This window comes from Pseudomonas sp. FFPRI_1 (genome assembly GCF_055384485.1).
Window position 1 is genome coordinate 5,997,271 of sequence record NZ_AP029168.1, and the last position, 11,918, is coordinate 6,009,188.

The 11,918-nt window shown below is 63.6% G+C and carries 14 protein-coding genes; 10 read left to right on the top strand and 4 right to left on the bottom strand.

The window, feature by feature from the left end:
• The first annotated feature begins 46 nt into the window (after positions 1-46).
• The 4 genes from ACZ5BO_RS26650 (at position 47) to ACZ5BO_RS26665 (ending at position 4,235) form a co-directional block, all read left to right on the top strand.
• Positions 47-655: a TetR/AcrR family transcriptional regulator gene (locus tag ACZ5BO_RS26650; RefSeq protein WP_025126928.1), complete on the top strand. Its 609-nt coding sequence runs from the start codon at positions 47-49 to the stop codon at positions 653-655.
• Between the two features lie 203 nt (positions 656-858).
• Positions 859-1,929, top strand: coding sequence for a diguanylate cyclase (locus ACZ5BO_RS26655; RefSeq protein ID WP_464696989.1), 1,071 nt, complete (start codon positions 859-861; stop codon positions 1,927-1,929).
• 357 nt (positions 1,930-2,286) lie between these two features.
• A complete protein-coding gene (locus ACZ5BO_RS26660; protein WP_464696990.1) occupies positions 2,287-3,606 on the top strand; it encodes a methyl-accepting chemotaxis protein in 1,320 nt (439 codons plus the stop codon).
• 89 nt (positions 3,607-3,695) lie between these two features.
• A complete protein-coding gene (locus ACZ5BO_RS26665) occupies positions 3,696-4,235 on the top strand; it encodes a DUF1003 domain-containing protein (protein ID WP_025126925.1) in 540 nt (179 codons plus the stop codon).
• Between the two features lie 5 nt (positions 4,236-4,240).
• On the opposite strand, the gene ACZ5BO_RS26670 is transcribed toward ACZ5BO_RS26665, so the two are convergent.
• Positions 4,241-5,209, bottom strand: a complete 969-nt coding sequence (locus tag ACZ5BO_RS26670; RefSeq protein WP_177330226.1) for a LysR family transcriptional regulator — start codon at positions 5,207-5,209, stop codon at positions 4,241-4,243.
• Between ACZ5BO_RS26670 and ACZ5BO_RS26675 the strand changes: the two genes are divergently transcribed.
• Both ACZ5BO_RS26675 and ACZ5BO_RS26680 read left to right on the top strand, forming a co-directional pair.
• On the top strand, positions 5,208-5,915 hold the full coding sequence (locus tag ACZ5BO_RS26675; RefSeq protein ID WP_464696992.1) for a CTP synthase C-terminal region-related (seleno)protein: 708 nt from the start codon (positions 5,208-5,210) through the stop codon (positions 5,913-5,915). The two genes, ACZ5BO_RS26670 and ACZ5BO_RS26675, sit on opposite strands and share 2 nt — an antisense overlap.
• Complete coding sequence (locus ACZ5BO_RS26680) at positions 5,912-6,235, top strand: antibiotic biosynthesis monooxygenase family protein (RefSeq protein WP_025126922.1); 324 nt, start codon at positions 5,912-5,914, stop codon at positions 6,233-6,235. Before ACZ5BO_RS26675 ends, ACZ5BO_RS26680 begins: the two co-directional genes overlap by 4 nt.
• Positions 6,236-6,293: 58 nt before the next feature.
• Here the strand turns inward: ACZ5BO_RS26680 and ACZ5BO_RS26685 are convergent, their stop codons facing one another.
• Positions 6,294-6,626, bottom strand: coding sequence for a DUF2025 family protein (locus tag ACZ5BO_RS26685; protein WP_025126921.1), 333 nt, complete (start codon positions 6,624-6,626; stop codon positions 6,294-6,296).
• A 245-nt stretch (positions 6,627-6,871) separates the two neighbouring features.
• On the opposite strand from ACZ5BO_RS26685, the gene ACZ5BO_RS26690 reads away from it, so the two are divergent.
• Together ACZ5BO_RS26690 and ACZ5BO_RS26695 are read left to right on the top strand one after the other, a co-directional pair.
• Positions 6,872-7,999 carry a glycerophosphodiester phosphodiesterase gene (locus tag ACZ5BO_RS26690; RefSeq protein ID WP_464696993.1) on the top strand — a complete coding sequence of 376 codons (1,128 nt, stop codon included), beginning with the start codon at positions 6,872-6,874 and terminating at the stop codon, positions 7,997-7,999.
• On the top strand, positions 8,000-8,680 hold the full coding sequence (locus tag ACZ5BO_RS26695) for a helix-turn-helix transcriptional regulator (protein WP_025126919.1): 681 nt from the start codon (positions 8,000-8,002) through the stop codon (positions 8,678-8,680).
• Here ACZ5BO_RS26695 and ACZ5BO_RS26700 read toward each other — a convergent pair.
• Positions 8,658-9,569, bottom strand: a complete 912-nt coding sequence (locus ACZ5BO_RS26700; RefSeq protein ID WP_464696994.1) for a sterol desaturase family protein — start codon at positions 9,567-9,569, stop codon at positions 8,658-8,660. The two genes, ACZ5BO_RS26695 and ACZ5BO_RS26700, sit on opposite strands and share 23 nt — an antisense overlap.
• Before the next feature lie 154 nt (positions 9,570-9,723).
• On the opposite strand from ACZ5BO_RS26700, the gene ACZ5BO_RS26705 reads away from it, so the two are divergent.
• Together ACZ5BO_RS26705 and ACZ5BO_RS26710 are read left to right on the top strand one after the other, a co-directional pair.
• A complete protein-coding gene (locus tag ACZ5BO_RS26705; RefSeq protein ID WP_025126917.1) occupies positions 9,724-10,041 on the top strand; it encodes a PepSY domain-containing protein in 318 nt (105 codons plus the stop codon).
• A 185-nt stretch (positions 10,042-10,226) separates the two neighbouring features.
• Complete coding sequence (locus ACZ5BO_RS26710) at positions 10,227-11,408, top strand: GAF domain-containing sensor histidine kinase (protein WP_464696995.1); 1,182 nt, start codon at positions 10,227-10,229, stop codon at positions 11,406-11,408.
• Here ACZ5BO_RS26710 and ACZ5BO_RS26715 read toward each other — a convergent pair.
• Positions 11,405-11,851 carry a hypothetical protein gene (locus ACZ5BO_RS26715; protein ID WP_464696996.1) on the bottom strand — a complete coding sequence of 149 codons (447 nt, stop codon included), beginning with the start codon at positions 11,849-11,851 and terminating at the stop codon, positions 11,405-11,407. The genes ACZ5BO_RS26710 and ACZ5BO_RS26715 overlap by 4 nt on opposite strands.
• Positions 11,852-11,918 lie beyond the last annotated feature (67 nt).

Below are 11,918 nucleotides of genomic sequence, written 5' to 3' on the forward strand. Positions count from 1 at the left end.
TAGACTGCCGAGTGTTTTCACCGCCCACCCTCACCGAACCCAACTTATGACAGCTCCGAAGCGCCTCACCGACCGCAAGCGCCACGCCATCATCCAGGCGGCGATCAACGAATTCCGCAGCAGTGGTTTCGAAGTCACCAGCATGGACAAGATTGCCGCCACGGCCGGGGTTTCCAAGCGCACCGTGTACAACCACTTCCCCAGCAAAGAAGAGCTGTTCGCCGAAATCCTGCACAAGCTCTGGGCCAGCATCAGTGCTCAGCCAGACATCGTCTACCGCAGCGACCTGCCCCTGCGCGAACAACTGGGCAAGGTGCTCGGGGCCAAGTTGCAACTGCTTGCCGATGACAACTTCCTCGACCTGGCGCGAGTCGCCATCGCAGCAGCCATCCACTCGCCGGAGCGCGCGCAGAACATGGTGGCGCGCCTGGGCGAACGGGAAGAAGGGCTGATCCTGTGGATTCGCGCGGCCCAGGCCGATGGGCGCCTCAAGCCGGTGGACCCGGAGTTCGCGGCCCAACAGATGCACGGACTGCTCAAGGGCTTTGCCTTCTGGCCACAGATCACCCTGGGTCAACCGCCTCTGGAACCGGACATGCAGATCCGGGTCATCGAATCGGCTCTGGACATGTTCCTCCCCCACTACCAGGCTTGAGCCCGCACCGGCCTGGCTGGCCACCAGCCTGGCAGATTCCTCGAGCCACCGGTCCGGCGCTTTCGGCCACTGTGAAATGGCTTCGAAGGCCAGTGATTATTCTCACTGGAATAAATGACAATATTCACCAGACTGATCCGATAAACGGCCGAGCCGTAAAAACACCACAAGGTGTTTCAGTACAGAACCTGGTGCAGGAATTTATGGAAAACCAACGCGGCAAAGGGCTGTCATTTGCCCGACGCATTTATTGGCCAAGGATCATCGGCCTGGGTATCGGCGGTATCAGTGTCTTCGCCGCACTCTATCCCCTCGCACTGCCAGGCTGGACCTGGGCCTTGCTGCTGTTCCACGGTCTGCTCTGGCCCCATCTGGCCTATCAGCTGTCCACCCGCTCGGCCTTTCCCTACCAGGCAGAACGCCGCAATCTGCTGTACGACTCGATGCTGGGCGGGTTCTGGGCCGCTACCTTGCAGTTCAATCCCCTGCCGGCGGTCACCATCCTGTCGATGATGGCCATGAACAACGTGGCGGCGGGCGGCTTGCGCCTGTTCATTCGCGGCAGCCTTGCCCAAGGCATCGGGATACTGGCCTCATGGCTGCTGTTCGGAGCGCACTTCAACACCCAGATCAGCGCGCTGCAGATCTATGCCTGCCTGCCGATGCTGACCCTCTACCCACTGGCGGTGGGCATGGTCTGCTATCGACTGGCGATCAAGCTGTCCGAACACAAGCGAGCCCTGAGCGCCCTGAGCCGCACCGACAGCCTCACCGGCCTGCTCAACCACGGTTCCTGGAAAGACCTGCTGCACATCAAGTTCCACAAGTGCCAGCAGCGGCAAATGGAGGCCTGCGTCGCCCTGATCGATATCGATCACTTCAAGGCGATCAACGACACCTACGGACACATCATCGGCGATGCGGTACTGCGCCACCTGAGCAATGAATTGCGCCGCAACCTGCGCCACGATGACCTCGCTGGCCGCTACGGTGGCGACGAATTCTGCGTGATCCTGCCGCGCATGAACCCGCAACAGGCGCTGGACGTCATGGAGCGCCTGCGTCGAGTTTTCAGCCAGTATCGCCACCCGCAGGTACCTGAACTGAAAGCCAGCCTGAGCATCGGCCTGGCCACTTTCGACCCGGTCTACCAGGAACCGTCAAGCTGGCTCGACGCCGCCGACCAGGCCCTGTACCAGGCAAAAAACACCGGGCGCAATCGGATCGCCAGCAACGATGGGCCACTTCGTGTTTCACGAACGCAAATGGCATAAGGAACCAAAAAACTTATACAAAAAGGAAGTAAAAAACATTTTTGTACAAGTTTATTTGGCTTTGTTTTCGTAGTTGACATCATAATGCCGCCACTTCGGCGCAGCGCAAAAGCACCCCGGGCCACGCTGCCGTCGAAGCCAATCAACCCAACTAAATCGATTCGCAGTTGCCACGTCTCCTGTTGATACGGCCACTGACGCTCGCCCGAAGCGTTGGCCGCCTCACCACTGCGGATTTATCTGTCAGTCATGGAACGCTGACATTGAGCAGATAGTGCCGAATGCCGGGAGCATTCGGCATACCGGCGCACTCAATAGGGATCGACGCGACGTTTCTCCCATAGGGCACCAGCCAACATGCTATTCAACCGCCATAACAAAACCATCGATTCCCAGCAAAAGACCATCGCCGAACAATCCCGCCTTCTGGACGCCATCGACCGCTCCATGGCGGTGATCGAGTTCGACCTGCAGGGCTGCGTGCTGCGAGCCAACGACAACTTTCTCAAGACCATGGGCTATCGCGAAGAGCAGGTGCTTGGCCAGTCCCACCGTTTGTTCTGCACCGCAGACTATGCCCGCAGCAGCGACTACCAGCAGTTGTGGGCACGCCTGAAAAGCGGCCAGTTCGAATCGGGCACCTTCGAGCGCATCGGCAGCAATGGCCAGAGCCTGTGGCTGGAAGCCAGCTACAACCCTATCCGTGACGAGTCCGGTGCCGTGTACAAAGTGGTCAAGTACGCCCTCGACGTCACCGCCAGGGTGCAGGAGGAAGTGGAGGCCAGAAGCAAGCTGGAGGCCATCGACCGGGCCATGGCGGTGATCGAGTTCAACCTCGACGGCAGCATCATCAGTGCCAACTCGAACTTCCTCAGCCGCATGGGCTACAGCCTTGCCGAGATCAAGGGCAAGCATCACCGGATGTTCTGCAAACCCGAGCAGGCCAACAGCAGCGCCTACCAGGATTTCTGGAATCGCTTGAACAAGGGCGAGTTCTTCAACGGCCAGTTCGAGCGAGTCGACAAGCATGGCCGCACGCTGTGGCTGGAGGCCAACTACAACCCGGTGTACGACGCCAGCGGGCGCCTGTGCAAAGTGGTCAAGTACGCCGCCGATGTCACCTCGCAAGTGGAAAAACACGAGCAGGACGCCCAGAGCGCGAGCCAGGCTTATCACATCTCGGTCCAGACCCGTAAAGTCGCCGAGCAAGGCACCGGGGTGATCCAGCAGGCCGCCAGCGAAATGCGCCAGATCGCCAGCAACATCGAGGACTCCTCGTCGCTGATTGCCCGGCTCGGCGAGCGATCCGAGCAGATCACCGCCATCGTCAACACCATTCGTGCAATTGCCGACCAGACCAACCTGCTGGCCCTCAACGCGGCCATCGAAGCGGCCCGGGCCGGCGAGCAGGGCCGCGGCTTTGCCGTAGTGGCCGATGAAGTGCGCCAGCTGGCGGCACGCACCAGCGGCTCGACAGCGGAAATATCCAGCATGATCGAGATGATCCAGACCGAGACCCTGCAGGCCATCAAGAGCATGGACGGTACTCGCGAACGCGCGGCCATGGGTGTGCAACTGGCCGACCAGGCGGGCACGGTAATCCTGCAGATTCGCGACGGTGCCAGTGAGGCGGTGCAGGCCGTGAGCATGTTCGCCAGTGATCGCGGCGCACTCTGAGGGAGCATTTTCCCGACGTCGACATTGGCGTCGGGCGAAAGCCTGGAAGCTATAGTGGCCTGACGTCCAAGCGCCTGGCGGAGGCCATCATGAGTTCCAGCGACACCTCGAAGAAAACCACTCCGGTCATCGACCATCTGCGCTTTCACCGCGCCCACGCCCACCTGGCACCGACCTTTGGCAACGACAGCTTTGCCCTGAAGGCCGAGGCCTTTGCCCGGTTCTTTGGCACTCCAACCTTTCTCGGCGCACAGACCCTGATCGTACTGGTCTGGGTCGCCCTGAACCTGACCGGGGTGACTCACTTCGACGTCTACCCCTTCATCCTGCTGAACCTGGCCTTCAGCCTGCAGTCAGCCTACGCCGCGCCGCTGATTCTTCTGGCCCAGACTCGCCAGGCTGCGCGAGACAAGGCTCAGGCAGACGCCGATGCACAGCACCGTGAGGCCCTGGCCGTCGCCAACAGCGAGCGCCAGGCCCAGGCGGCCCAGACCACCAGCCAACTGCTCGAACTGCTGGAACAGAACACTCGCCTGACGGAAATGACCAAGCAGTTGACGGAACGCATCGAAAACCTCACCAGCGAGATGCACGCCCACTTCGTGCACAAGGAACAGCCACCGGCCTGAGGCATTCAGGGCCAGCGCAGATGGCACGCCAGTTCATCGAACAGCGTCACCACCGAACGCAGGGCCCGGCAGTCCGGGCGGGTCAGCAGCCACAGGGCGGTGTCATGCCCCAGCGGTTCACTCAAGGGCTCCAGCCCACCCTGGCCGATGAGAAAATCCGGCAGTGCGGCAACCCCGAGGCCGGCCCGCACCAATTCGCTCACCGAGAGCATGCTGTTGCAGCGGTAGCTGGGCTGCACGCCGGGCCATTGCTGACGGCGCCAGGCCACGGTGGGGTGATCGGGGAGAAAGTCATCCGGGGCCACCCAGGCCACCCGTGACAGATCGGCACAATCCACCCGCTGCCGATAGACCGGGCTGGCACAGACTCGATAGGCCACCTTTCCCAGGCAGCGCCCTACCAGATGTTCCGGTGGTGACGCGGTCAGACGCAGGGCGATGTCCGCATCGCGCCGGTTGAGGTTGGCAAAGTCGTTGGAGGTGCACAGCTCGATGACCAGGGCCGGGTAGTTCGGCATGAACTGCGCCAGGGCCGGCAACAACAGGCCTTGCAGCACCGAGTCAGTGCAGGTCAGGCGCACCGTGCCGCTGATCACTTCGCCGCCCTGGGCCACGCCAATGCGCGCCGCCTCAAGGGCCTGCTCCGCCTGTTCGGCCTGCAGTGCCAGGGCCTGGGCCAGGCTGGTGGGCAGGTAGCCAGCACGGCTCTTGTCGAACAACTGCCGGCCGAGCCCGGCTTCCAGTCGGCGCACTGCGCGAAACACCGTCGAGACATCGACCTTGAGCAGGGCGGCGGCGCGGGCCAGGGAGCCGCCACGGACCAAGGCCAGGATCAACGACAGGTCGGGATAGTCCAGCTGATAGTGCAGCGGTGCATTGATCACTTGGGTAAACGCCAATATTGATTGCGCAGACGCCAATCTATAGTGGCCCCAGGCAGGCGACAAGGCATTGCCATCACCGGAGAGCCCCATGCACGCACCAACCCTTCGCATCGCCCTGGTGGGAGACCAGGCCCCACAGATCACCGCGCACCAGGCGATTCCCCCAGCCCTGGAGCGGGCGGCGGCCGACATCGGGGCCAAGGTGAAATACCAGTGGCTGGCCACCCAGCAGTTGACTCACGCCGAACAGCTCGAAGGCTTCGACGGCATCTGGTGCGTCCCCGGCAGCCCCTACCGCAATATCGACGGTGCCTTGCTGGCCATCCGCATCGCCCGGGAGCGGCAGCGGCCCTTCCTCGGCACCTGTGGCGGCTTCCAGCACGCGGTGCTGGAATACGCCCGCCATGTCCTGGGCTGGGCCGATGCCGAGCACGGAGAGACCGCCCCCGATGCCAAGCGCGCGCTGCTGACCCCCTTAAGCTGTGCCCTGGTGGAAGAGCGCGACAGCATTGAACTGCACGCCGGCAGCCGGATCGCCCAGGCCTACGGCACACACAGCATCGAGGAAGGCTATCGCTGCCGCTATGGCGTCAACCCGAACTTTGCCAGCGCCTTGCTCAGCGGCGCCCTGCGCCCCTGCGGCCGGGACAGCGCCGGAGACCTGCGCGCCGTAGAGCTGCATGGCCATCCGTTCTTCGTCGCCACCTTGTTCCAGCCCGAGCGTGCCGCCCTGCAAGGGCGCACGCCGCCCCTGGTCAGCGCCTTGCTCCAGGCCTGCCTGGAGGTGCAGCAATGATCGGCCAGACGCCTGCCCCGCCCTACTACGCGGTGATCTTTAGCTCCCAGCGCCGCAAAGCCGACCCAGCCTACGATCAGGCAGCCGAGCACATGGTCGATCTGGCCCGCCAGCAACCGGGTTTTCTCGGGGTCGAATCGGCACGGGGAGCGGACGGCTTCGGTATCACCGTGTCCTACTGGAGCAGTGAAGCGGCGATCGTTGCCTGGAAGCAGCATGCCGAACACCGCGCAATCCGGGAGCGCGGACGTAGCGACTGGTATCAGCACTTTCATACCCGGGTGAGCAAGGTTGAAAGGGCCTACAGCTTTGGCGACTGAAGGTCATCCTGATAGATGCCCTGAACGGCCGTGAACAGCCGCTCAGGACCGCGGTCCCTCAGCCCTGCGCCGCCAGCAGGCTGCGCACGGCCTGGATTTCCGGCAGGTCGCTGCGGCGCATGTATACCCGCAGCGGTTCGCTGATGTTGATCCGGTCGTCGATGTTCTGGTCCAGCAGCAACTGGATCTGCTCGCGCTTGAGGCTCATGGCCTGGTCGGAAACCGGCGCCCAGACAAATTCATTGGCCGGCACTATGGCGTCATCGGCCACATCCATGCCGAAGGAGTCTTCGCTGAAGCGCACGATGTAGCGGCCGGTCTTGCGATTGAAGCCGACAAAACCCTTGAGCTGGTCGGCAGCCTGGCAGATGAGTTCGGAGGTGATGCTCATGGTAAACCTCACTGTAGGTCCCACAGGACTTGTGATCGATGGTCTACACGCGAGGCAAGGAAAGGGGTGTTTTCAGGCTTCCCTCTGACGGGGAAACTGCAGCGCCCAAGAGTACTGCAAAGCGCCGGAAAAAACCCTCAAACCTGCAAATGAGAGAGATTTATGTCGCTTCGCAGATAGCACAAGCGTCATCGAGTTGTTAAAAGATACCTCCTAGCCCCCGCCCCCACGAAAGGACCTCGAGCATGCCAGCGACCTTCACCCCTTGTACCCTGATGCTCGGCCTGATGCTCGCGTGCGGCCTGGCCCAGGCCGCCGAACAGCCTGACCCAGACGCCCTGGCCGCTCGCCAGGGGATTCCGCAGCCGGCGGTGATCGCCCACCGCGGCGCGTCCTTCGATGCCCCCGAATCCACCGCGGCCTCCTATCGCCTGGCCCGGGACCTGGGAGCCGACTACCTGGAGATGGATCTGCAGCGCAGCAAGGACGGTGTGCTCTTCGCCCTGCACGACAACAACCTGCAACGCACCACCGACGTGGCGCAAAAATTCCCCGAGCGCAAGGACAGCCCGGCCACGGCCTTCACCATGGCCGAGCTGAAAACCCTCGACGCCGGCAGTTGGTTCAACCAGGCCTATCCGGACCGGGCGCGGCCGGGGTTTGCCGGGCTGAAGATCCTCACCCTGGATGAGATCATCGACATCGCCCAGGGCAATGCGCAGCACAAGCCCGGGCTCTACATCGAGACCAAGGAGCCCCAGCTGTTCCCCGGCATCGAGCACGACCTCAAGGAAAAACTCCAGGACCGCGGCTGGCTGAGCCCGGCCGGTTCCACCCTGGCGAAAAGCGAGCTGGCGGTGGGTCAGGGCAAGGGCAAGGTGGTGCTGCAGACCTTCGATAAACACAGCCTGGAATTGCTGCACAAGGAAATGCCCAAAGTGCCCAAGGTCCTGCTGCTGTGGGTGGCCCCGGGCAGTATCGAGCCGGCCTCCGGCCAGAGTTTTGCCAGCAGCGGCGAAACCGACAAGGCGGCTTTCTATGCCAGGCAGCAACCCAAGGACCCGGCCGAGTTCAAGCGCTGGGTCGACTTCGCCAAGGCTCAGGGGGCCATCGGCACCGGCCCTTCCGCAGCACTCACCGCAGGCGGCGAGCAGAGCTATGCGGACCTGGTGCAGCCCTGGATGAATCAATACACCCACGATCAGGGCCTGCTGGTGCACGTCTACACCCTCGACGAAGCAGTGGATTTCAAGAAGGCCATGGACGCCGGGGTCGATGGCATCTTCACCAACCGCAGCGCCGAGCTGCTCAAGTACTTCAAGCGCCCGGCCAGCGCCAGCGTTGGCCAGTTGCTGGAGGCCAGCGGGTACTGAATGCCCGCCGTGCACTGGCAAGGCGAGCTCTGGCTGGGCCATGACTTCGGCCTGATCCACGGTGCCATGGGGCCCACCGCGCCCCATGCCCACTATGCCCACCAACTGATCATCGCCCCTGAGCAGCCGGTCACCGTGGAACTCGACGGCGTCCGCCACACCGGCCATTACCTGTTGATCGAAGCCCTGCGCCAGCACGCGATCATCCAGGCGCCAGGCCAGGCCTTCACGGTCTACGCCGAACCCCTGCTGATGGACGCAGCAAGCCTGCAGCGGAGCGTCAGCTGCAGCGAGCCCTCATTGCCCGGCCTGGAGGCGGCACTGCGCCGTTGCCCGCGCCAGCCGCTTGCCGACCGCCGGGTTGCCCGGGCGCTGGCGGCACTGGATGCCGCCCTGGGCGGCAAGGTCCCGGCCGCCCAACTGGCGGCCCAGGCCAATGTCTCCCTCAGCCAGTTGGAGCGGTTGTTCGCCCGTGACGTCGGCCTGCCCGTGCGCCGCCTGGTGCTGTGGCGGCGCCTGCGCCTGGCCATGGCCCTGTTGCTGGAGGGCCGGGCCATAACCGAAGCGGCCCATGGTGCGGGGTTCGCCGACAGTGCGCACTTCTCCCGCACCTTGAAGAGCCTGTTCGGTGTCACCGCCAGCCAGGCCCTGAAATCCCTCAGGCCCCGCCTGCTGGATTGACCGGGCGACGCAGGGCCTCGGGAACCTTGGGCTCAGCCTTGTAGCGCTGGGTCCTGAACGGCTCCAGCAACTGCGGCCAGTAATCGACGGGATAGTCCGGACGGCTGCCAATGCCCAGGTCGCCCTGGCGGATCGAGTAGTCGTGACGATAGAACGCCGTCCCCAGCAGCCAGTCCCAGAGGTTGAAGAACAGGCCGAAGTTCACGTCCCCGGCGCGGCCGTACTTCATGTGGTGGAAGCGATGCACCGGCGCCCAGGCAAACACATAACGCAACGGCCCCAGGCGCATGTCGACATTGGAGTGCTGCAGCAGCAACTGGATGGCGATGGCCAGGGCCAGCAATTGCGCCACCGGCAACGGGATGCCCAGTACCAGCAGCGGCAGCAATCCCGCCGAGGCTTCCAGCAACTGATGCAACGGATGCTTGAGCAGGCCATTGAAGCCATACAGGCGCACCACGCTGTGGTGCACCGCATGCAGGCGCCAGAGCCAGGCCCAGCGATGGCTGGCGTAATGGGCCAAGGTCACCCCGCAATCGGCAATCACGATCGCCAGCAGCAGTTGCCCCCAGAGCGGCCAAGCCTGGGGCCACAGCCCGTCGTGGGCCAGCAGCGCCACCAGGCCCGGCAACGCCAGCAGGCCCACGGCATTCAGGCTCTCATTGACCAGGGCATGCAGAATGTCCCGTAGCCGATCGCCCTGGGGGCGGTTCCAGGCGAGTTCATAGGGCAGGCTCCATTCCGCCAGGAACGACACCCCCAGCGCCGCCACGAACAGCAACAGCAACCCGCCCCAAGCCCCCTCCCCGGCCTCCATCAACCCCACACCGGCACCAATGAACCCGGCAAAAAACACCGGGGCATACAACCATCCAAGCACTCGTTTCATTTGCTCTGTCTCCTAAAGGGAAAACAGAGCGTGCGACACAATCCATGGACCCGGATTGAACAAACGGCGCAAAGCGTGACCTGTATTAAGGGTGAATTAAGTTGCAACGTCTAACCTGTGTCCATCGAAAGCCATCACCCTAAGGAAGCAACCCATGACCAAGTTCTCCGCTCTGTTCGCCGCTGCCGCCCTGACCCTGACCGCAGGCCTGGCCCAGGCCGATGTCCGCCCGGACCTGATCCCGGGCCTGCTCAAATCCGGTGCCATCATGGACCTGGAGAAACTCAACCAGGCCGCCCTGGCCCAGCACCCTGGCACCACCGCCGCCAACATCACCGACACCGAGCTGGAGCAGACCGCCACCGGCGCCTACGTCTACCAGGTGGAACTGCGTGACAGCAAAGGCATCGAGTGGGACGTGGACCTGGACGCCAAGACCGGCAAGGTCCTGAGCAACAAGCAAGACAAGTAAGCCCCACGGCACACACGGCCGCGCCCCCTTTCCAGGGGGCGCGGCCTTTTCGTGGGGGCAGGAAAACCGTCGCCGGCAACAAATTTTCCATCCGCCGCAGGTATCTGCCCCCGAGAGGCCCCCGGCTCGTTAGAATCTCCGGCAGTCGACGCGCCAGGGCGTCGACTGCCAAGGCAGAGACTGACATGGACCTTCTAGCAGCCGACATCGCCACCATTGGCCGGATCAGTGCAGTTCCGGCGATGCTTCAGGTCATCCGCGAAATGACCGGCCTGCGCTTTGCCGCGGTGGCCCGGGTCACCGAAACGTCCTGGCACGCCTGCGCCGTGCTCGATCAGCTGGACTTCGGCCTCAAGGTCGGCGGCGAACTGGATGTGGTGACCACCCTGTGCCACGAAATTCGTGCCGCCCATGTGTCGGTAGTGATCGACAAGGCCAGCGACGACCCGCTCTATCGCGACCATCACACTCCACGCCTGTATCGCTTCGAAAGCTACATCTCGGTTCCGGTGTTTCGCACCGACGGACGTTTCTTCGGCACCATCTGTGCCCTCGACCCCAGCCCGGCGGCGCTCAAGGCCAGTGCCATCCAGAGCACCATGGAAGCCTTTGCCCGGGTGCTGGCCCTGCAGATCGAGGCCGAGGAAAACCTGCAACAGACCGAGGCGGACCTGCAGCAGGAACGGCATACCGGGCAATTGCGCGAACAGTTCATCGCCGTGCTCGGCCATGACCTGCGCAACCCGCTGTTTGCCATCCAGGTGGGCGCCGAGCGCCTGTTGCGCAAGTACCCAAGTCCCGACACCGAGCCGCTGGTCCGGCACATCCTGACCTGCAGCAACCGCGCCTCGCGCTTGGTGGAAGACGTGCTGGACTTTGCCCGAGGCCGACTGGGCCCGGGCATTGCCCTGGACCTGGCGCCCTGTCCCGACCTGGAACCGGTGCTGCGCCATGTGATCGCCGAAGTGCAGAACGTGCACCCGCAGCGCTCCATCCAGTGCCGGATCGACAAGCTGCAAGGCATTCGCTGCGATCACCAGCGCCTCGCCCAATTGCTCTCCAACCTGGTGACCAACGCCATCAGCCATGGCACCGCGGATGGCGTGGTGGAGGTCGAGGCGCAACAACAGCCCGAACACTTCGTGCTGCGGGTGAAAAACCAGGGCTTGATCCCCGGGCACATCCTGCCCCAGCTGTTCCAGCCCTACTCGCGCCCGGCCAGCGATACGCCCCAGGCCGGGCTCGGCCTGGGGCTGTACATCGCCCAACAGATTGCCAGCGCCCATGGCGGGCAACTGCAAGTGATCTCCAACCCGCAGCAAGGCACGGTGTTCAGCTTCAGCCTGCCCCTGGGCCCGGCGGCTTAAGCCGTGGTGCTGACCAGCGATCCCGCGGCGCTGCCGTTGGAGTCCTGCAAGGCCTGGAGCAAGGCCGCGGTGGCCGTTTGCAACGAAGCACTGGTGCTGGCCACCTGAGCCTGGGCGGCGGCCACTTGCGCAGCCTTGGCATCGGCACTTTCCTGCTTGGCTTGCGCCGCCTGCAACTGCTGCTGTTGCTCCTGCAACTGCTTTTGCAGCTCGGCGATCTGCTTGCGCAGCGCTTTCACCGTATCGCTGCTGGAATCATCGCTGCCGGAACTCTCGCCCGCAGCCGCACCACCGGCAGCCGGGGCCTTGGTGGAATCGCTGGAAGCGGCACTGGAGGGCGGCGCGGTGGTCTCGCCGGCCACACTGTCCTGGCTGTCGCCGATGCGGGTCTTGCTCGAACTGACCTGGGCCTGGTTGATCGAGAGGGAACTGATGCTGACCATGATGGGTGTCCTGATGACGGGAAGATACCCGGTCATCGACACCCACCAGGGCCACTTGAGAGTGATC

Bases quoted from the DNA above. Each gene is read 5' to 3' on its own strand.
- ACZ5BO_RS26705 (WP_025126917.1), top strand. From the start codon at position 9,724: ATGACCAAGTTCTCCGCTCTGTTCGCCGCTGCCGCCCTGACCCTGACC.
- ACZ5BO_RS26700 (WP_464696994.1), bottom strand. From the start codon at position 9,569: ATGAAACGAGTGCTTGGATGGTTGTATGCCCCGGTGTTTTTTGCCGGG.
- ACZ5BO_RS26680 (WP_025126922.1), top strand. From the start codon at position 5,912: ATGATCGGCCAGACGCCTGCCCCGCCCTACTACGCGGTGATCTTTAGC.
- ACZ5BO_RS26660 (WP_464696990.1), top strand. From the start codon at position 2,287: ATGCTATTCAACCGCCATAACAAAACCATCGATTCCCAGCAAAAGACC.
- ACZ5BO_RS26665 (WP_025126925.1), top strand. From the start codon at position 3,696: ATGAGTTCCAGCGACACCTCGAAGAAAACCACTCCGGTCATCGACCAT.
- ACZ5BO_RS26710 (WP_464696995.1), top strand. From the start codon at position 10,227: ATGGACCTTCTAGCAGCCGACATCGCCACCATTGGCCGGATCAGTGCA.
- ACZ5BO_RS26675 (WP_464696992.1), top strand. From the start codon at position 5,208: ATGCACGCACCAACCCTTCGCATCGCCCTGGTGGGAGACCAGGCCCCA.
- ACZ5BO_RS26650 (WP_025126928.1), top strand. From the start codon at position 47: ATGACAGCTCCGAAGCGCCTCACCGACCGCAAGCGCCACGCCATCATC.
- ACZ5BO_RS26655 (WP_464696989.1), top strand. From the start codon at position 859: ATGGAAAACCAACGCGGCAAAGGGCTGTCATTTGCCCGACGCATTTAT.
- ACZ5BO_RS26690 (WP_464696993.1), top strand. From the start codon at position 6,872: ATGCCAGCGACCTTCACCCCTTGTACCCTGATGCTCGGCCTGATGCTC.
- ACZ5BO_RS26695 (WP_025126919.1), top strand. From the start codon at position 8,000: ATGCCCGCCGTGCACTGGCAAGGCGAGCTCTGGCTGGGCCATGACTTC.
- ACZ5BO_RS26715 (WP_464696996.1), bottom strand. From the start codon at position 11,851: ATGGTCAGCATCAGTTCCCTCTCGATCAACCAGGCCCAGGTCAGTTCG.
- ACZ5BO_RS26685 (WP_025126921.1), bottom strand. From the start codon at position 6,626: ATGAGCATCACCTCCGAACTCATCTGCCAGGCTGCCGACCAGCTCAAG.
- ACZ5BO_RS26670 (WP_177330226.1), bottom strand. From the start codon at position 5,209: ATGGGGCTCTCCGGTGATGGCAATGCCTTGTCGCCTGCCTGGGGCCAC.